Genomic DNA, 21,295 nt, shown 5'->3' with positions numbered 1-21,295 from the left:
GTATTTATCCTTATGCATTTGCTATTCTCTTTAAGAATAGCGAAAATGCAAATTGAAATCCGTTTAATTGAAAAACGCCTGTAACAAACTAAATTTCAAATATATCAAAGAACTTTTTTAGATTTTAATGGGACAGTAATGTTGCAGACTATAGAGCAACTTTCTGTTTTACTCTTTGCTTGCTTCCTCAATCCTAACGGGATTTTGCAGAAACCTAAGCTATAGGTATTTTGAATTTATTTGTATTTATTGATTTGTTATTTCCACATTTCTACTGTTTAGCAACCTTCAATACCCCCGCTTCTTTCCCCTGTATCACCCGCACCAGGTATATGCCCGGCTGGTAGGGGGACAGGTCAACCTGGTACTGGGAGGCAGCAGGCAACTCCTGCCTGATGATCCTTTCACCCACTATACTGTTGATTTCAATAACGATAGCGCTGGATTCATTAAATTCTTTCAATTCAAGTGTGAACTTACCGGTGGTGGGATTGGGAAAGATGTGGAAGAAGAAGTCTTTTTTAATCATGGATGGGAATTGTTCTTCAGCCAATTGTCCAACCAAATCAGAAGCCAGCATGGTGCTGATGGTATCGCAGAAAAAGCCGTAGGGCGTAATGAATGCTTGCAAATGTCCGCCACTGAAAACGCGGGTACCTGGAAGGAGTTCAATCTTATAGCCGGCTATTAAAGTGGCATTACCACCGTTTTGTACTATGAAATGATTGGTTCCGCCAACGGTAATCACCTCAGTTGCCTCATAACATTCTGTTTGAGCATTAGAAATTGTGATGCCGACTAATTCATCGTATGTACCTGCCAGGAAATTCCATCCAACATTATTCCCGTTATCAACTGAACTATAAAGATCAAATGTTGCGCCTCCTGTGGCTTCCATGTCTTTCAACTGAATGTAATTGCCCAATACCGTTCCGTTTGATTTGGAAATGATTGAACGTGTTCCAGATACAGATGACTGGATTGTGACCGGATTTGCAGCATTGCCCCAGATGATGAACCTGCCGGAGATGGTTTGGGTCAGACCAGCAGGAAAAGTAAATTCATTACCAGCCCCAAGCAATAGCCTTCTAAAGTTGTTCGTTCCTGTAAATGTTGTATTACCGTTTAGCTTCACAGTGCCATCGTAAGTACTGTTGTTCTGCAATTGACCGCCACGGTGCATGGTCACATTCCCGAAAGATCCCCCTTCCCTGATGGTTCCCACAGGATTGAAAACAACATCAATAAACTGGTGGCTGCTCCTTAATACAGATGTTCCTCCAACATTCAGGAACAATATTTTATCGTAGTTCAGCACACTTGCGCCATCGCTTCTAAGCCCGCCGCCGGCAGAGATAAAGATAATCTCTGAATTTCCGGCATCAAAAGACAAGTTGGAGCTAGTTACGTACCAGGCTTCATTGGATGTTGAGCTGAGGTTGAATTTTGAAGCGCCCATATTTAATGCACGTGCATTGGAATTGGTGGATATGAAACGGCCGCATGACACGCTGTTATCATTCGTATTCAGTGTGCCATGCTCAAGGTAGATGTTGCTGGCTCCGGCGTTTAAATTATCCTGGAACGTCCATTCCCCGCCAACTCCATTGAAATATATATGGTTGTTAAAGGATTGCCCACCGGAAAAAATAGTATAAGTTGATTTAGTCTCACCCTTGCCTTCAAAATACACTTTGCCCGGAAAATTAAAATTCATTTCAGTACTAAAAGTGAGTGAACCAAAAATTTGCAGGTTGTTTGTTGTAGCACCAATGACTGTGGGTGCAAATTGCACTCCTGTCCAGTCCATATCCCTGCACTCGGCATTCTGAGCATTAATATCAATATATTGGGCTTCCTGAAAAAATGAATTGGCATCAAAAATTACATTATCAATTCTGGAAGGAAGACAATAGCCACCGGCCCCTCCGCTTTGGTTCGACCATTTGTTTACATCGTCCCAGTTTCCGTTTCCACCAACCCAATAAAGATTTTCCGGAAATACAATGAAATCCCAGCCCGTGTTATTTCCTGCATCAACTGAATTTTCGGCAATAAAAGTTGCATCGCCTGTAGCGTTGATCCCTTGCAAAATTGCCCTTATAACATTTACCGTTCCGGAAGTCTTGTTTATAGTTGTGTGCAGAGTTGTTGAGTTCGACTGTATTGTTATGGGTTCCGCGCATGTTCCCTCCGCTACAAGTTCAGTAAGAATTTCCTGTGTTTTTCCATTCGTTAAGGTATAGTTGTTTCCAACTGTGAAGATCAGTGTTCCAAAGGTATTGCTTCCGGTAATATTTCCATCGCCATTCAAAGTAACATGGCCATAAAATCCATTGTTATTGATAACAGTTGTTCCGCCAATTACCAAAGTTGTTATGTTATTATTGTCAGTCCCTATCGTAGCATCTCCGTTTATGATTAAAGAACTGATCGTATTTCCTCCACTTAAATTCCCATCATTATTGATCGTAACAACATTAAAAATTGTTGACGATGAGACAATATGGGATGTTCCGGTTTCAGATTCAAAAAGTGCATTATAAAATGTTAAGCCGGTACCTGAATTTCGCATTTTGGGGTATGAACCTGTATATTTCAACAAAGATGTTCCCGCATTAAAAGTAAGGTTGGTGCCATCTATATCAAGAGTATAAGCGGTGCCCGAATAGGAAAGTGTGATCACGGAAGAAGTAAGGTTCAATGACCTAGTATTTGAATTGTCTGAAAGAAAACGGTATCCCGTAAAGTCATTGTTGTTCAGATCCAAACCTCCGTTTTCAAAGTAAAGTATATTACTTCCACTTATTTCAAGATCATCCTGTAATGTGTAATCACCCGTTCCCTGGAAATACACATTGCGTTTAAAGGTTTGGCTGGCAGAAGTGATGGTGTATGATGTTTTTGAAGCATCTTCACCCAGGAAATACACATCGCCACTGAAGTTCCAAGCCATACCATTCACCATAGTAAGTGAACCGTGAATATTGAGTTTAACGCTGATGGAACTGGTTATTGTCGGGTTGTTTGTAACTCCAGTCCAGTCCATGTTCATGCAGTAGGCATCGTTGGTGGCATCACCGATTACGGTAACTGTTTGTCCTATTGCATCAAAAGAAAAGGCATCAAAGAATACATTATCCAGCAAGGACGGAATACCTGCACCACCCGTACCATTACTTTCTGTTGCCCAGTTGCCAACGTCGTTCCAGTCGCCGGTGCCGCCTACCCAATAAAGGTCCCTGCCTCCGGGCGCATTGATGGTCCAACCTTCATTGTTACCCATATCCAGGGAATTGTTGGCAGTAAAGCTGACACCGCCAATGGCTTTGTTATCCTTCAGGCTCACATACTCAACCACCACATTGTTTCCGATTGCTTTGCTGATCGTAGCCTGGCTGCCTGATGAACTGGCCTCAATCACGATCGGTTCTGTTTCGGTTCCATTGGCAAAAAAATCATCCGTGATAAATTGAGTTCGTGCTGACTGAAATTTATAAAGATTACCTGCTGCGAAGATCAGGGTTCCGAATGTATTATCATATCCGTTGATGTTGCCGTTTCCATTCATTGTAACATGGCCGTAATTTCCATTATCATTATTGATAGTTGTTGATCCGCCTACTACAAGTGTAGTTATATTATTGTTATTGGTTCCAATGGTAGCGTTTCCGTTTATTGTGAGAAGATTGATTGTGTTTCCACCACTTAATATAGCGCTGTTGTTGATCGTAACATTGTTAAACGTGGTGGATGATGAAACAATGTAGGATGTTCCGGTTTCAGACTCAAAAAGAACATTGTAAAATGATAGGCCGGTACCTGAATTCCTGAACCGGGGACCTGTACCGGTAAGCTTGATCAAAGAAGTGCCGGCATTAAAAGTGAGGTTAGTACCATTAATGCTCAAAACATCCGCGGTTCCGGAATATGATAAGGTAATGATGGAAGAACCTAATGACAATGATCTGAAATTACTATTGGTTGAAAGAAAACGGTATCCCGTAAAGTCATTGTTGTTCAGATCCAAACCTCCGTTTTCAAAGTAAAGAATATTACCTCCACTTATTTCAAAATCATCCTGTAATGTGTAATCACCCGTTCCCTGGAAATACACATTGCGTTTAAAGGTTTGGCTGGCAGAAGTGATGGTATATGATGTTTTTGAAGCATCTTCACCCAGTAAATACACATCGCCACTGAAATTCCAAGCCATACCATTCACCATAGTAAGTGAACCGTGAATATTGAGTTTAACGCTGGTGGAACTGGTTATTGTCGGGTTGTTTGTAACTCCGGTCCAGTCCATGTTCATGCAGTAGGCATCGTTGGTGACATCGCCGATAACGGTAACTGTCTGGCCTGATGCATCAAAAGAAAAGGCATCAAAGAATACATTGTCTAACTGGGACGGAATGCCTGCACCACCCAAGCCATTGCTTTCTGTTGCCCAATTGCTTACATCGTTCCAGTCTCCGGTACCACCAACCCAATAGAGGTCTCTTCCTCCGGGCGCATTGATGATCCATCCTTCATTGTTGCCCATATCAATGGAGTTGTTGGCGGTAAAGGAAACCCCGCCAATAGCCTTATTATCCTTTAGGGTCACATACTCAACAACCACATTGTTACCGCTTGCTTTGCTGATTGTTGCCTGGCTGCCGGATGAACTGGCTTCAACAACAATCTGTTCTGTTTCGGTACCGTTAGCAATAAAATCACCTGTAATAAACTGAGTCCTTGCTGATTGAAATTTATAAAGATGGCCTGCCGTGAAGATCAGGGTTCCGTATGTATTATCATATCCGTTGATGTTGCCGTTTCCATTCAATGTAACATGGCCGTAATTCCCGTTATCATTGTTGATAGTTGCTGTTCCGCCAACTTCAAGAGTTGTAATGTTATTGTTATCAGCTCCTATGGTAGCGTTTCCGTTTATGGTTAAGGAATCAATTGTGTTCACACCGGTCAATGTTCCACTATTACTTATGGTAACAATGTTAAATTCGGTATTTGAAGCGTATATGACTGTTGTTCCGGTTTCAGACTCACAAAGCAGGTTGTGAAAAGTTAGACCTGTACCTGAATTTCTGAACCGGGAGGTTGCACCGATAAGCTTGATTAAAGAAGAGCCGGCATTAAAAGTGAGGTTAGTGCCATTAATGCTCAAAACATCCGCGGTTCCGGAATATGAAAAGGTAATGATGGAAGAACCCAATGACAATGATCTGATATTACTATTGGTTGAAAGAAAACGATATCCCGTAAAGTCATTGTTGTTCAGATCCAAACCTCCGTTTTCAAAGTAAAGTATATTACTTCCACTTATTTCAAAATCATCCTGCAATGTATAATTGCCTGTTCCCTGGAAATACATATTTCTCTTAAAGGTTTGGCTGGCAGAAGTGATGGTGTATGATGTTTTTGAAGCATCTTCACCCAGGAAATACACATCGCCACTGAAATTCCAAGCCATACCATTCACCATAGTGAGTGAGCCGTGAATATTGAGTTTAACGCTGGTGGAACTGTTTATTGTCGGGTTGTTTGTAACTCCAGTCCAGTCCATGTTCATGCAGTAGGCATCGTTGGTGGCATTACCGATTACGGTAACTGTTTGTCCTGTTGCATCAAAAGAAAAAGCGTCAAAAAATGTATTATCCAATAAGGACGGAATACCGCCACCGCCGGTTCCATTGCTTTCTTCTGCCCAGTTGGTTGGATCGTTCCAGTCGCCTGTTCCACCCACCCAATAGAGGTCACGGCTTGACGGGGCAATAATAGTCCATCCTTCATTGTTGCCCATATCAATGGAGTTGTTGGCGGTAAAAGTTACTCCACCGGCAGCTTTGTTATCTTTCAGTAAGACATAATTAACAATCACACTATTACCGCTTGCCTTGTTGATCGTAGCCTGACTGCCTGCTGAACTGGCTTCGATAATAATCGTTTCTGTTTCTGTTCCATTGGCAAAAAAATTGTCTGTGATAAATTGTGTCCTGGCTGATTGAAATTTATAAAGATTGCCTGCTGTGAAGATCAGGGTTCCGAATGTATTATCATATCCATTGATGTTCCCGTTTCCATTCATTGTAACATAACCGTAATTCCCGTTATCATCGTTGATAGTTGCTGTTCCTCCAACTTCAAGGGTTGTAATGTTATTGTTATCAGTTCCTATGGTGGCGTCTCCGTTTATGAGTAAGGTGTCAATTGTGTTTACACCACTCAATGTTCCATTATTACTTATGGTAACAAAGTTAAAAACGGTGTTTGAAGAGGATATGATTGTTGTTCCGGTTTCAGATTCAGAAAGTAAATTGTAAAAAATCAGGCCGGAGTTTGAATTTTTGAATCGCGCAGTCGTTCCGGTAAGTTTGATAAGTGATGTTCCCGCATCAAATGTAAGATTGGTGCCATTGATCTCGAAAGCATTTGCAGTACCAGAATACGACAACGTAATGGTGGAAGAACCCAAATTTAAAACCCTTACATTACCAATTGTGGACATGAATCGCCTTGCGTTGAATAATTGATTATTGAAATTCAACGACCCACGAATAAAATACACATCATAGCCACCAGTTTGCTCGAAAGCATCCTGTAGTATATATCCACCTTCACCCTGAAAGTAGACATGCCGTTTAAAAATCTGTCCGGCAGAAGTGATTGTTTTACCTGTCAGCGTTGACTCAAAATAGACTTCTCCGGAAAAACTGAAATTCATTGTTTCAATAAATGTAAGCGAACCGTAAATATTTAGTTTTCTCGTGGTTGCCCCGGCTAGTCCCGGTTCATTTGTTGCCCCGGTCCAATTCATATCTGCGCAATATGCATCCACATCAATGGTTACCAGCTGATCAGATGCAGCAAAAGAATTTGCATCAAAATAAACATTGTCATTTTCTGTTGGAGCCTGGGTATGGAATGTTGCACCTCCCGTAGAAGTTGCCCAGTGGTTTGCATAATCGCTCCAGTTTCCTGAGCCGCCAACCCAGAAGTAGTCTGCAGCCATAATGTTAGCTCCTGCCAGGAGTGTGATTGCGAGGGTAATAATTAATTTTTTCATTGGTGTGTGATTATTGGTTAATGATAAAATTCAGTTCTATTTATTCCGATACGATCTATTGCTTCTTATCCTTTCCCTTCTCATTCAATTGCTCAATGATTTTCTTCAGCGCTTTGATGCGGTGTTCAAGATTTTGTTTTCTCTCATTCCATTCATTGCCGCTGCATTTTTGTTCATCCGGCTTTTTGGGGGTTGATTTATTATTCTTTGCTGACATGGCCGTATCCTTAAGCCACAAATTTACTTTGGGTGTATAGGTAAAGGCAAATTTTTAGCGTTGCAAAAAGGTTCAGAAAGGAGTTCAAAAAGTTGCATCCCCGGTTGCGATGCAGTGATACATTTATGCCGTGTTGGAGTGATGCATTGTTGGATTCCGGTGGCTGAGCTTGTCGAAGCCTGGAGTAATGGAGTGATGGACTGTTCTGTGAACTTTGTAATTGGAACCTTGAACACGGAACCTTCCTAAAGCTGCATCAAATGCGGTACCAGGCTATCATCGGAATGCAGGCCCAGTTTTTTGCGAAGGCGAAAACGTGTAGATTTGATCCCGGCTTCAGATTTATAAGTGAGTGCTGCCATTTCCTTGGTGTTCAGATTGAGTTTAAGCAACGCTGCGATTTTGATTTCTGAAGAAGTAAGATCGGGGCAGGTTTCGAGTAGTTTTGTAAAAAAGTCTGAATGGATATTGTTGAATATTCTTTCAAATTCATTCCATGAATTGTCCTTTAATTGTGATTCCAGTTTTGCAACTATCCCCTGCAAAGAACTAGTGAGTTTTTCATTTTCGTTATTTTCTTCCCTGAATTCTGCCAGGTTCTTTAGGATGCTTTCAATGGTTTCGTTCACGCGCAACATTTCCAGCGCTTTGGAGGCCATCTCCCGATTACTGGCTTCAAGGTCATCTTTTAGCAATTTTTGCTCTTTTTCTCTCGAATCACTTTTATGTTGACGGATGATATTCTCTTGTTCGAATAACTCTTGTTGCCTTTTCATGGCAAGCGATTTTAGCTTAAACAGCATTGATATCAGAGCCAGAATTACAGCCAACGCCGCAAATAAAATCAATAGCAAGATAATGTTTTTACGATGGATCTCATTTTGATGTTTCAGCAGTTCTATTTTGTCGTCTTTACGGGCGGTTTGAAACTGCATTTCAAGTTCACTCACTATCCTTTCCTTGTTGGCACTGGTCAGGCTATCCTGTATATGCTTATGAAGCAATGTGTAATTGTATGCGTTTTCATAATTTCCGTTATACGCCATCATTTCCGCAAGAATGCTATATATCTCGCTGATCAGTGAAGGGTTTTTGATTTTCCTTGCAAGAAAAAGCGCATTCTCAGCATTAGAAAATGCCTGATTGCTTTGACCCAGACAATTTAAAGCTTCTGCTTTCCTTTTCAGTGCGAAGCAAATCCCGGTATCATCGTTAAGATTAGTATACATTGCCTGCGCTTCATTCAAAATATCAACAGCTTCCTGATATCGTTCCATCTTTATGAGCAGGTTGCCAATGACGATGCCAGAGCTGGCCATGCCACGGATATGCTTTGAACTTGTTCGTATTTCAAGGCCTTGATGCATATAATAAAATGCAGAATCCAATAATCCTTTGTTTTCAAAAACCTTACCGATGTTTGTTAACAGGGTAGCTTTGAAGCCCTGATCTGACAGTTGTATTGCCAGGGTGAGTGATTCTTTAAAATATTGCATTGCCAAATCGTTTTCTGATCGCGACAAGCTTAAACTACCCAGGCTGTTGTATGCGAACGCTTCCAATTCTTTATTACCTATAAGTTTACTTAACTCTACTCCTTTTTGAAAATCTTCCATGGCATGAAGCATATTGCCTTTGATGCCTTTGATGGTGCCTGAGGCAAGATAGTAGGATGCCAGGCCATCATTGTCATCCATTGTTTCAAACATTTTATGGGACTTCTCGAGATATTCGATCGCAAGAAGGTAATCATCCTTATAATAGTAAGCCCTGCCCTGGTATAGGAAGCTTTGTGCAATTCCCTTTTTAAAGTTAAGTTCGGTTGACAAAATCAGTGCATTCTGCAGATACAGCAAAGCCTTTTCAAAATCATTGCCGCAATAGTATTTTCCCAAATTGATGAGTAATTTCACTTTAGCCGTGTCATCAGTCATAAGTGGAAGTTTCTGTTCCTCATCTTCAAAATCCTCTGCAAATAACGGAGCCAGGACTGAAAATACCAATAACAGGAAAGAGATATAGAATACTGCTTTTCTCATAGCGAGACGGTAAATGATGGCATCACTTTCATTCCGATATTCCTGAAACTGAAATGATAGTGACAAATATACTCATAAATTGATGAGTCTGCAAGCTATTTTGCTACAAAGCCATCTTACAGCGAAATTGTCCCAAGCTAAATTTAACTAACTTTGCCCATGTTTTTCACAATCTCAAAATCCAATGACATTCAGCGAACAGGAAATTATACGCAGGGAATCCTTGCAGCAGCTTAACGAACTCGGGATAAACCCTTTCCCCTCCGAAACTTTTAACGTTAACGTAACCACCACCGAAATTCATAAGAACTTTCCGGCAGATGAAACCCTTTACCAGGATGTAAGCATTGCCGGTCGCATCATGGGGCGCCGTATCATGGGCGCCGCTTCTTTTGTGGAGTTTCAGGACAGTGTTGGCCATATTCAACTATACGTTAAACGCGATGATATTTGTCCGGACGAAGATAAAACCCTCTACAATACAGTTTTTAAAAGACACCTCGATATCGGCGACATCATTGGCGTTCGTGGTTTTGTGTTCATCACCAAAATGGGCGAGATTACCATTCATGTCAAAGAACTGAAACTGTTGAGCAAGTCGCTGCATCCGCTGCCCATTGTAAAGGAAAAGGAAGATCAGGTCTTTGATGCTTTTACCGACCCTGAACAACGTTATCGTCAGCGTTATGTGGATTTGATCGTGAACCCCGAAGTAAAAGAAACATTCATCAAGCGCGCACTACTGATCAATTCCATGCGCAACTTTCTGAACACTAAGGGATACCTCGAAGTGGAAACCCCGGTCTTGCAACCACTTTACGGAGGCGCTGCAGCCAAGCCTTTCAAAACATTCCACAACACTCTTGATATGACTCTTTACCTTCGGATCGCCAATGAGCTTTACCTGAAAAGGCTGATTGTGGGTGGGTTCGATGGCGTTTATGAATTTGCCAAGGATTTCCGCAACGAGGGAATGAGCCGTTTCCACAACCCCGAGTTCACACAAATGGAATTGTATGTGGCTTACAAGGATTATGAATGGATGATGAACCTGGTGGAAGAAATGATCGAACGCATTGCACTGAATCTGCACGGCAGTACCGAGGTGCAGGTTGGCGATCACAAAATTGATTTCAAACGTCCCTGGAAGCGCTTCACTATGTACGAAGCAATCCAGAATTTCACCGGCATTGATATCAGCAATCTGGACGAAGCCGAGCTCCGTAAAACCGCTGCAGAACTGAAAGTTCCGCTCACGCCTGCCATGGCCAAAGGCAAGATCATTGATGAAATTTTCGGTGAATTGTGCGAACCCAACCTGATTCAGCCCACTTTTATCACAGATTATCCGCTTGAAATGTCGCCGCTGGCCAAAAAACATGCAAGCAAGCCTGGCCTGGTTGAACGCTTTGAAATGATCGTTAATGGCAAGGAGTTGTGCAATGCATTCTCCGAACTCAACGATCCCATTGATCAGCGCGAAAGGTTCGAAGCACAGCTTGAACTTGGAAAGCGTGGCGATGACGAAAGCATGGTGTTGGATGAGGATTTCCTGCGTGCTTTGGAATATGGCATGCCACCAACCGCAGGCCTTGGCATTGGCATTGACCGCCTCACCATGATCATGACCAATTCACCATCTATACAAGATGTGATTTTCTTCCCGCAAATGCGACCCGAGAAGTAATTTCGGATTTACGATTTTGGATTTATAAATCGTAAATCGAAAATCGAAAATTTGAAATTAAAAACTGCTTAGCACGGTAGCAACCAGGTATCCCAGGTAATTTCCTACGGCATAGCCGATAATACCTATTGTAATACCTGTGATAACGATATGACGGTTTCCAAGCGCACCTGCAATAACCGGCACAAATGGCGGTGAACAGATAAACGCCACCGAGGTGATCATGGTAGTATCGGCATCAACCTTGAAAAGCTTACTCAGCAATACATGCAGGAAAAGAGATCCAAAAACAGCCAGTGTAACATAACCAAACAAACCTGGGGTCAAACCGGCAAAGTTCCTTACATCCGCCATTGAAGCCACCACGATTGAGAAAATCAGGATCAGGTACATCCCGGATTCAAAGGTTTTTTCAATGCGGTTAATGGAGGGTATCAGTGAAACTAGAAGCCCAAGGGTTGTAATGGTGAGGATCACAACTACCATGACCATGCGCTCCGGAACGAGCATGCTTAAACCTCCTCCTATCGCTAAAATGGCAATAGCCAAAGCATAGGCTTTGAACAGAGGATAAAATATCTCACGCTGAAAAATGCCCCAGAATGGATCCTTGCCATCTAGATCTTTAACCTTGATTTCATCAAGTGGAATTGGAAATTTAGGCAAAAAACGGTGAAATAATTTTTGTCCGATGGTCATCAGGAAGGCAAGGTAAAAGACACCGATCACAAGATCGTAAGTGTGTGTGAGGATATAGGTGTTGGCATCCACATTAAGCATCAGTTTCAGCGACGCAAGGTTTGGCGTTCCACCAGTATAAACTCCGATCAAAAGACCTGCAACCTTCCACAAATCGGGCATTCCCTTTCCCTGAAAAATAAAGAAACCTGATACGATCACCAGCACAACCGAAAACATCCCGATAATCAGGGAAGCTAGCGTTTTTCCGGCCATCTGGCTCCATTGCTTGATATTCGCTGAAAACAACATCAGTGGTATGGCCAGCAGTATGGTGATACTCATCAGCAAATCGCGAAGCTTATAAATATTGAACGCCAGTAGTTCATTTTCTGAAAGCAGTCCTTCGGATAGCAGAGCCTTTACATCATCAGCAGTAGCTTTAGGGTTGATGGTTAAATACTCATTCAGGTAGGTTCCCATACCAGGCAATAGACCGATATTCCCTACAATCAATCCTACTAAATAAGCAATAATCACAGCTCCCAGTTTATTTACAAAAGGAAACCGGTGACAGAGATGAAGGATCAGCAGGGGGGTAAACACATAAAAAATGGCAAGGATGATCATTGACATGGTTGCAGCATTTGATGAAAAACGCCGCAAATTAGGAAAAAAACAATTATGCCTATATGTATTTTTCTGAGGCTGAAATATTACTGCGCAGTAAAATCATTGCGAACCTCTATCCAGCCGGGATACATGATACTGCGCTGTCCGACCATTACCGATGGCTTGAGTTTGATCATCACGCGGGTAGTTTTCCCGGAACCTTCAGCTAAGCCAAGGGCAAAGTCAATGATTGTATCGGCCCTTTCGTCGCTGAGGGCTTCAGCCAAGTTAAAGCCGATCTGTACGGGCAACATGGAAGTTGCATTAGGGCCAACAGAAAATCTTTCATTGATTGTTCCTTCAATCATTTGCAAATCATCAATGAAAAGAACCCAATCAATGCGGTTGAGGGATGCGGTTTGATCGTTGGGATTTTTTACCTGTAGGTTCAACTTAAGATTCAAAGGCAGGTTGTTACTAAGCACACCATTGGTCAACATTAGCACATCCATTGTATTGACATCCGAAATGTCCTGTTTGTTTGAAACATTTACACCGGCCAAATGGATATCGGTCACGGTATTGATCCTGAACTCACATTTCGACAACATCTGCATTTCCCCAACTTGTTGCAGAATATCGCAGGAAGGAAGAATCAGAATCAGGCTAAAAATTGCTAAAAGTATTTTTTTCATTGTTTAATTTTTTGTTGCCACGAATGCACGAATAATTCTTTATGTTTATAACAGCCCTAGTTGCGACTTTATTTCATTTCTGAGACCATCCTGGTGAATAACCACCTGGCTTTCATTCGTGCATTCGTAGCTATTAAAAAGGTTGCAATGAATGAACGAAACTTCTTATTGCGGGCTGATAATTGCGTGGTATTTTGCCCCGTTTATCACATCCTGCTTGAGCCACAGGTCTTTTTTGTATTGGTTGTTGATGAACATTTCAATCTGGCTAACATAATATTTGCTGGCAGGTATTCCCGACGTTCCGGTTGGGATCACCACATAAGATTCTTTTAAATTGCCCATATTAAAAATATGCCTTTGAGAAGCCCCATGCACCACAGCATAGGGATTATGAAAACTGTATGCCTTTGGGTTCACAGTATGAAAACTGCCACCAACCGGGAAAGGCCCCTTGTTCAATCCAAAAATGCGATCAAGGATTTTCACCGAACCCATTGGATGATTGATGCTCAATTGATGGATCTCACCCCATTTCCAGTTGTCAGGATCGGCGCCCATGTTTTCTTCCAGCCATTGTATGGTTTCCCTGAAACTCAGCACCACCATTTGTTCAAAGGTTTCAACCTGATCAGTGTTGATATTATTTACCCATGATGATCCCGGGTTTTTCCAGATGCGATCGAACATGTTGCGGATCAGACCGTCGCCGAATTCCCTGTAAAGATCGGCCCCCATCTCATCAAGCAGAATGTTCCTGATAAAGGTTTGATAAAACTGCTCAAAAATACTTGCCTCGCTGCTTTCTTTCGTCAGAACCATATCCCATGCTGCCAGCATCTCCATTGCCTTCCTTTCGTTGCTACTAAGATCGGATTGCAATGACAATATTTGAACCATGTCATCAATGTATTCCTCAACCGCTTTTGATTTAAAATCTCCCAACATAACTTTAAAATCATCAACTCCAAGCTTTTCCTTTGCTTCCAACATTTCGCGGATGCGGTCAATCCGGAAAGGCATATCATACCAATAACCAATGTAATAAGGATACTCATCACCAACGGTGCGGTTGTTGGCAGAAGCTACATAACCCTCAGGCGGATTATAGGTGTAAGGAAGTTCTTCAAACGGGATCATGCCGGTCCAATCATGTTCGCGGGTATTCCCGGGCAGTGGCAGAATTGGATTTCCTCCGGCGTTGCGCATTGGAACTGCCCCTGCGGTTTGCAATCCAATATTGCCTTCTACATCGGCATAAATCACATTCTGGCTGACAGCGCCAAATGTGCTTAGGGCATCACGAAACTCATCCCAGTTGCTCGCCTGGTTCAGCAAATAAATACTTCGCAATTCATTGCTATAATCGTTGCCGGTCCAACGTTTGGAAATGGCCTGATCGCCTACTTTTTTAAACCCTGAAACTATCGGCCCGCGGTGGGTAAACTGAATCTCTTTAACCACAGTATCTCCCTTTTTGGTTATGATCATTTCCTGTACGACGTCAAGATCAAGCCATTCATCATCCAGCAGATATTTGGTTCCGTCATCATTCAGTGTTTCGAGATAAAAATCCATTTCATCCACATACAGATTGGTCATTCCCCAGGCAATGTTTTCGTTATGCCCGACAACAATCACGGGCGCGCCCGGAAGCGCAACTCCTGTAACATTCAACTGGCCTTCGATTACCTGGTGTATCTGATACCAGATTCCCGGGGCGCCAAAACCCAGGTGCATATCGTTTGAAAGAATAGGTTGCCCAGTTTCGCTTTTCGATCCTGCAACAGCCCAGTTGTTGCTGCCGCTGAAAACCTCGAGGCCTAGCTCCTGAAGTATCTTGTTATGGTCAAGCATCTCAAACATATCCGAAGTACTTTTGAAGCCAATGGCCGGATGCACCAAAGTTCTATGCTGGTTCAAATCGGGGATGAGCTGAACGAATTTTTCTTCTTCAACCTGTGACATGAGTTTGTAAAGCGTTATCTCAGTTTTCCACGAACCGGCAAGATCCCATGCCATATAACCAATCAGGTTAACAGTGTGTATTGGTTCCCAGGGTTCAGGTTGATAACCCAGGATTGTAAATTCCGGGGAGAGTTTTTTCTGGTTGTTTTCAATAAACTGGTTCACACCATCGACAAAAGCCTGGAGTGCAAGAATCAGGTTCTCATCGGAATTAGAAAGAACCAAACGCGATTTTTCGGGTATCCGCAGCGCCCTGAGCAGGTGGTCCGCTCCAATCATATCTTCCCCGAAAATCTCGGAAAGTCGCCCCATGGTGACCCGGCGCAGCAAATCCATTTGCCACAGACGGTCCTGCGCCATCAGGTAGCCGGTTGTCAGGTAAAGATCGTGCTCATTTTTGGCATAAATATGCGGAACGGCATAGTCATCGTGGTAAACGTTCACTTCGTCAAACAGGCCGCTTAACTCGACGGGTTTGTCATAATCGGGCAATGCTTTTTTTGCAATATGATTCACAAAGAAGTAGCCCGCAATAGCTACAACGGCCAGCAAAATCAGAAGGCCCTGGAGGATTCGTTTGAAGATTTTCATTTGCTCTTTTTTTTGTGATGCAGTTATACAGTGATACAGTGATGCAGTCGCTTCGTCTCTTAGTCTCTTAGTCTATAAGTCTCCCCTTCCCCTTGTCTCAAATTCCCATTTCCCCATACTCCTTAAACTAAAACCCGTGCATTGCTTCCATAATGCCAAGCATATAGCTCCGGGTATGCATGCTGTAGGATTCCAGGCGTTCGGCAATTGCGAGGGTCATCTGGTCAACGGCTTCCTGGCCTTTTTCTTCGTGCATTACTTCAACTATGCGTTTGGTTTCAGCTGCATCGTTGGCTTCAACATTTGGGTCGGAAACCAATGAATAAGGCATATATTTTTCAAGCGATTGGTCAATAAAAACCGATTTGCTTACGGCTTCTTTGGCCGCAACCTCTACAATAAAATCCTCTGAATAAGGTATGTGCTCTTTCGGGTTCTTCAGCGCCTGGATGAAAGGGTGATCCCAGTCCTGCTGCTGGTGTGCCATGCGAAGTACCTGAACCTGGAATTCTTCGTACACCGTATGCCGGTTCGAAACAAGCTGAACGGCATGGTCCCTGCTCTTTGTGAACCCAAGCATGGCTTTGAGGTTGATCCAGATCATGCGCAATACGCTAACACCGGGCAACGGCTTGCTGTGGTAAGGCATGGAAACATCGCCTACGTAATGCATTCCCCAACCCATAAAACGCCAGCCCCAGTATGGCTGATTCCGTTTGAACGCAAATTCAGAAAGCAGTTTGTATAAATGAATCCTGTAATCGAGATGGGTGCGTTTCAGGAACGGGCCGGCTTTGTAGAGAATCCAGGCTTCGTGGTAAAAGCCCATGTGGAAGGGCGCCTGACTGCTGTATTCAAGGTTGGGATTGCCGAAAGGCTGGGTTCCGAAACCATAGCGTTTCCCATAGTCGGTGTTGTTGTCTTCAAAAAGGCCGAGGTCGAAACCATAATCCGGTTCATCGTTGGCGGTGCACAAAACATCAAAGGGGGAAACAGCTTCGCCTTCTCTGAGCCACACATAGGTAGTATGTTTCAGTGAACTGAGATCTTCCAGGGTAGAAACATCGCTGGCATCTGCAATTGCCCTTTCGCCGGGATCATCATTGGGCAATAGATGCAGGTATAATGGCACTTTGATGTTCGGGTTCACACGAATGGCATTAAAAAACCGCTCCAGGATATCGTCGGGATTGCTGGTGGCTTTAAAAGCCAGTTCATCGGGACGGGGGGAATAATTGGGCAGGTTGGCCCGCGACCAGGCTTCATGGTTCGCAAGAAATTCTTCGAGGTCTTGTTCAATTTCAATCAGGAAAGTTTGCAGGGTTTTCGCTTCAATGGGATCCATCTGTTCCCAGCTAAAAACCTCTGAAAGGGCCGGGCGGATCAACATAGGATGTTCAGACCAGGCCCAGGCGGGAAGCGAAACCTTCAAACTTATGAGTAAAATTAAAAGGAGGCGGGTGTAAGGATTTACTTTTTTCATGTTGTTTGATTTTACATGCAATACTAAGAAAAAGCTGAATAACTTCAACATGCAGGGGGTTAAGAAAATGTTAATCAAAAGCTTCTTAAATTACTACGAGATTTTTATCAGGCCGTTTTCGTTCTTCGCTAGCGTTTTATGGTAATTAATTAATTCTATTTATTCCACTCAAAAAAATGAATTTACAATTTAAAATTATATCATAACTTTGTGAAGCTAAGCTAACAGCGACAGAACAATTAAATAATTTTGAAAGGCAGAAGATGTGGTGATGGGTAATTGCAAATTATCCGTTATTGCAAGCAGGAATTGCATTGCCACTTAGCAGAGACCAGGAATCTTGAACTAAATATCAACGATTTGCCGGTAAGCATCTATTTCATCCGAATAAATCTGGAAGATCAAACGATAGTGAAGAAGATCATTAAATTATGATAATAGAACACGGATAACGCGAATACAACGGATGATCGCGAGTTAAAAATCCTTATAAATCCGCCGCATTCGTGTTTATTCGCGTTCCATAAACCAAATCGAAAATGAAAAAATCCAGCATCCTCCTCCTCTGTTCACTACTTGCTGTTGAAACTTCAGCCCAGGTGTTCCCCTCATGGATATCAAACAACCATTTTCCCGGTGCAAGTTCTTCTACTGCTACAGTTGTGAACGTGGATCAATCGGGCTATGTATTTATGGGTGGAACGCAAGGAACCAATTTCGTGATAAAACACAATCCTGACGGTGAAGTGCTGTGGTTGCAAACATACGACTGTGGGGATACAATTTCCGAAGCACCAAACACCCTTTGCGTCGACAACCAGGGAAATGCTTACATCACCTTCATGAAACATACCCCTGGTGGAACCTATTGGTCAATAGCGGTGCAGAGATATAACGACAGCGATGGAGCAATTAGCTGGACATCAGAACTTGCCAATGCTCAGTTCAACGGCTTTGAATGGCAGGTGAAACCTACCTTTATGACCATTGATGATAACTATTTATATGTAGCCGGCACCAAATTTGAACCGGGAGTCACAGGATCGGAAATGCTGGTAATGAAACTGGATTTCGAAGGACAAATTTTATGGAATGAAACGCTATCCGGAACCGGCATTTATGCCAACGCCAAAAGCATTTGCGTTGATCAATCGGGTTATATATACATAGCCGGAGATGCCTGGAATGCATCCATTGATTATTGCGTCGCAAAATTTGATCCCAATGGCAATTTGGTCTGGGACGAATTCCTTGACGGTGACGTGTATCACAACACCGATATTGCTGAAAACGTTATAGTGGATGATGCCGGAAATGTCTACATCACCGGCTACAACCAGATCAGTTCCAACCTGACAGATATCGTGACCGTAAAATACGATCAGAACGGGGTGTTTCAATGGAAACACAGTTATGGGAATCCCGGATACAGGGATAACAACGCGTATTATCTTGCCATAACTGAAGCAGGCGATTTATTGGTTGGCGGATATAGTGCCTATGAAGACCCTTATCCTGGCACCGGAAAGGATTATATTTTGCTGAAATACTCTCCATCAGGCAGCCTGATCTGGGATGCCCGGTACGATCATCATAATTTCTTAAATGACCATCCATTCGATTTTGATTTGGGTCCTTCAGGCGATGTTTATATCTGCGGTATCACTATGAAAAGCTGCTATCCGTACAATTTTGTTACAATCGTTAAAATCAATCCACAGGGTGATGTGGTTTGGGATGTTTGGGTTCCCAAGCTGTATGGAATTCCATGGGAAATTGAAGTAATTGGTGATGATGACTTTGTTGTTGCTGCGGCTGCGTTCGACTCTATTCAGGTAAATGATGCCACTACGGTTCGTTATCAGGCAGCTACTCCGCCCGTTTACGAGGCGGATGTCCTCGATGTCTATTTTGAATCCCAAGTTTTGCCTCCTCTAATTGATTATGAGAATCATAGGGTAATTGCTACGGTTCACGACACTGCTAACCTGGCGTACCTGGTCCCTTTTATCACCAGGTCGGAACACTCCTGTATGTATCCGGAAGATGAGATTATTACCAGTTTTATAGAACCTGTGTGGTACAACATCACCTCGTTTGACGAGCAGACTGAAAAGTGGTGGTATTTGATCGTAGATGGGGGGTATGTTGGTATTAGCGAAAAAAATCTCACGGAGCATATTAAAATCTATCCCAATCCCACCTCCTACAGATTTAAAGTTCAAACAGAACAGTGCAAAGTGTCGGTTAAAGGAGTTGAAATAATTGACATGTATGGGAAAGTACTCGAATCACTCACGCAGCACCTCGTACTCCACAGCACGGAATTCGACATCAGCCTACTTCAGGCGGGGATTTATTTCGCCAGAATTTATTTTGATAATCAAATGATTGTAAAGAAAGTTGTCAAATTGTGAATGTTAAATACTTTGGCCCAATAGGTCACAATACAAAATACTTAAATTCCTATTTGAACCTGGCTAAGCGGAAACTCGTATGCCGACCTTCACTATTATTTGTGATTCCCGGCTAATCGGCTAATGCAATGCCGCGCAGTAGTGTTCCGGAAAATTGCGCATGCTATTTCCAGAAATATCATTGCATTAAAATTTATACTATCTTTCCGCCCAAATTTAAACTTATTTCACCCCGATGAAAAAATCAACACTTACAAGTATTGTGTGCTGCTTCATGCTTGTTGTTGCGGCGCTATTCTTCACCATTAAGGTGCAGGCCCAGGAAGATGAAAAAATCAAAACCGGCTGGACCTTTGGCGCACTTCCGGCAATCTCATACAATTCCGATCTCGGATTCCAGTATGGCGCCCTGGTGAATTTCTACTACTTCGGCGATGGAACTTCCTATCCCAAGTATATGCATTCGCTTTACGGCGAAGTTTCCCGCTATACAAAAGGCAGTGGTATCAACCGCTTTTTCTATGATTCGGAATATCTGATCCCAAACATCCGGGTAACTTCCGATTTTAGCTATCTGACAGATAAAGCCCTTGACTTCTACGGATTTAACGGCTATGATGCCGTGTACAACACAAACTGGGAAGATGATACTGATCCGGATTACATTTCCCGGATGTTTTACCGCCATGAAAGAAAGATGTTTCGCATTATGACCGATTTCCAGGGAGCGCTGGTGGGTAAAGAACTCCGTTGGGTGGCAGGTTTCGGTATCCTGCACAATGCAGTGGCACCAGTAGACATCGAGGCATTGAACAAAGGCAAGGATGAAGAAGATAAATTGCCCGATGTTCCCGGTTTGTATGATAAATACGTGGAGTGGGGCATCATTGGCGAAGATGAAAAAGATGGCGGCTGGTCGAACAACATCAAATTGGGTTTGGTTTACGATACCCGCGATTTTGAACCCAACCCCATGAAAGGCCTCTGGAGCGAAGTAGTGCTATTTGCCGCCCCCGGATTTTTAGGCAATGGCGATTTTGGTTATGCAAAAATTTCAGCCACATACCGCCAATACTTCACGTTGGTGAAAGAGAAACTTTCGTTTGCTTATCGTTTAAATTACCAGGGAACCATTGCTGGAACAGTGCCTTTTTACATGCAACCTTACATGATCAATTCTTTCAGCAACTCTTCGAACACCGATGGGCTGGGCGGATCAAAAACAGTTCGCGGTATGTTGCGTAACCGGGTGGTTGGAGATGCTTTTGCATTTGGTAATGCCGAGTTTCGCTGGAAGTTTTATCGTACCGTTGTGTTCGGACAAAACCTATACCTGGGCCTGAACCTTTTTGCAGATGCCGGCACAGTGCTGAAAAAAGTTGATTTCGAAATACCTGAGTTTGATATTCCATCAAAATCAACCACATCCGTTGAAGAAGATTTCTTCCTCACCGATGAAGAAACCATCCATGCTACACTTGGTGCAGGTTTACGGATTGTATTAAACGAGAATTTTATTGTTGCTGTAGATTACGGCCGCCCGTTTGAAAAACGTGATGGTGGGGGCGGGCTGTACATTGGATTAAACTATCTGTTTTAGAATTTATTACAATTCAAAATTCCAAATTTAAGATTCAAGATTGAGTCCGTTTCGAAAGGTCTCAAACTACCGAGTGGAGTGTTTTTTTTGTCATTCTGAGCGCAGCGAAGAATCTAATTTACAGCTACATCTAGATCCTTCACTTCGTTCAGGATGACAAGATCAACCTAATTAGATAGCCTCTTGAGAGGTTCAAAGACTTTTCGGAGAGGATTCAAGATCATTATCGGCTGATGCCC

General features: G+C 42.8%; 10 protein-coding genes. 3 read left to right on the top strand and 7 right to left on the bottom strand.

Annotated features, from left to right (window positions below; all coding sequences use genetic code 11):
• Window positions 1-271 precede the first annotated feature (271 nt).
• The 3 genes from IH597_04850 to IH597_04840 form a co-directional block, all read right to left on the bottom strand.
• Entirely contained in the window at window positions 272-7,069 is a 6,798-nt protein-coding gene (locus tag IH597_04850) for a hypothetical protein (GenBank protein ID MBE0661777.1), read from the bottom strand.
• 55 nt (window positions 7,070-7,124) lie between these two features.
• Window positions 7,125-7,286 (bottom strand): hypothetical protein, encoded by a 162-nt coding sequence (locus tag IH597_04845; GenBank protein MBE0661776.1) that lies wholly within the window; start codon window positions 7,284-7,286, stop codon window positions 7,125-7,127.
• 245 nt (window positions 7,287-7,531) lie between these two features.
• On the bottom strand, window positions 7,532-9,325 hold the full coding sequence (locus IH597_04840; protein ID MBE0661775.1) for a hypothetical protein: 1,794 nt from the start codon (window positions 9,323-9,325) through the stop codon (window positions 7,532-7,534).
• Window positions 9,326-9,509: 184 nt separating this feature from the next.
• On the opposite strand from IH597_04840, the gene lysS reads away from it, so the two are divergent.
• On the top strand, window positions 9,510-11,012 hold the full coding sequence (gene lysS, locus IH597_04835) for a lysine--tRNA ligase (protein MBE0661774.1): 1,503 nt from the start codon (window positions 9,510-9,512) through the stop codon (window positions 11,010-11,012).
• Between the two features lie 57 nt (window positions 11,013-11,069).
• Here the strand turns inward: lysS and IH597_04830 are convergent, their stop codons facing one another.
• From IH597_04830 to IH597_04815, 4 genes are all read right to left on the bottom strand, one after another.
• Window positions 11,070-12,326, bottom strand: coding sequence for a DUF819 family protein (locus tag IH597_04830; protein MBE0661773.1), 1,257 nt, complete (start codon window positions 12,324-12,326; stop codon window positions 11,070-11,072).
• Between the two features lie 80 nt (window positions 12,327-12,406).
• Complete coding sequence (locus IH597_04825; protein MBE0661772.1) at window positions 12,407-12,997, bottom strand: LEA type 2 family protein; 591 nt, start codon at window positions 12,995-12,997, stop codon at window positions 12,407-12,409.
• A 165-nt stretch (window positions 12,998-13,162) separates the two neighbouring features.
• A complete protein-coding gene (locus IH597_04820) occupies window positions 13,163-15,556 on the bottom strand; it encodes a penicillin acylase family protein (protein ID MBE0661771.1) in 2,394 nt (797 codons plus the stop codon).
• 127 nt (window positions 15,557-15,683) lie between these two features.
• Complete coding sequence (locus tag IH597_04815; GenBank protein ID MBE0661770.1) at window positions 15,684-17,039, bottom strand: hypothetical protein; 1,356 nt, start codon at window positions 17,037-17,039, stop codon at window positions 15,684-15,686.
• Between the two features lie 539 nt (window positions 17,040-17,578).
• Here IH597_04815 and IH597_04810 point away from each other — a divergent pair.
• Both IH597_04810 and IH597_04805 read left to right on the top strand, forming a co-directional pair.
• A complete protein-coding gene (locus IH597_04810) occupies window positions 17,579-19,456 on the top strand; it encodes a T9SS type A sorting domain-containing protein (protein MBE0661769.1) in 1,878 nt (625 codons plus the stop codon).
• A gap of 235 nt (window positions 19,457-19,691) precedes the next feature.
• Entirely contained in the window at window positions 19,692-21,056 is a 1,365-nt protein-coding gene (locus IH597_04805; GenBank protein ID MBE0661768.1) for a hypothetical protein, read from the top strand.
• Window positions 21,057-21,295 lie beyond the last annotated feature (239 nt).

The organism is Bacteroidales bacterium (assembly GCA_014860575.1).
Taxonomy (GTDB): Bacteria; Bacteroidota; Bacteroidia; order Bacteroidales; family JAAYJT01; genus JAAYJT01.
This window is presented reverse-complemented; position numbering and strand designations above follow the sequence as displayed.

Coding starts and splice junctions, on each gene's coding strand:
- IH597_04825 (MBE0661772.1), bottom strand. CDS start 12,997: ATGAAAAAAATACTTTTAGCAATTTTTAGCCTGATTCTGATTCTTCCT.
- lysS (MBE0661774.1), top strand. CDS start 9,510: ATGACATTCAGCGAACAGGAAATTATACGCAGGGAATCCTTGCAGCAG.
- IH597_04840 (MBE0661775.1), bottom strand. CDS start 9,325: ATGAGAAAAGCAGTATTCTATATCTCTTTCCTGTTATTGGTATTTTCA.
- IH597_04810 (MBE0661769.1), top strand. CDS start 17,579: ATGAAAAAATCCAGCATCCTCCTCCTCTGTTCACTACTTGCTGTTGAA.
- IH597_04805 (MBE0661768.1), top strand. CDS start 19,692: ATGAAAAAATCAACACTTACAAGTATTGTGTGCTGCTTCATGCTTGTT.
- IH597_04830 (MBE0661773.1), bottom strand. CDS start 12,326: ATGTCAATGATCATCCTTGCCATTTTTTATGTGTTTACCCCCCTGCTG.
- IH597_04845 (MBE0661776.1), bottom strand. CDS start 7,286: ATGTCAGCAAAGAATAATAAATCAACCCCCAAAAAGCCGGATGAACAA.
- IH597_04815 (MBE0661770.1), bottom strand. CDS start 17,039: ATGAAAAAAGTAAATCCTTACACCCGCCTCCTTTTAATTTTACTCATA.
- IH597_04850 (MBE0661777.1), bottom strand. CDS start 7,069: ATGAAAAAATTAATTATTACCCTCGCAATCACACTCCTGGCAGGAGCT.
- IH597_04820 (MBE0661771.1), bottom strand. CDS start 15,556: ATGAAAATCTTCAAACGAATCCTCCAGGGCCTTCTGATTTTGCTGGCC.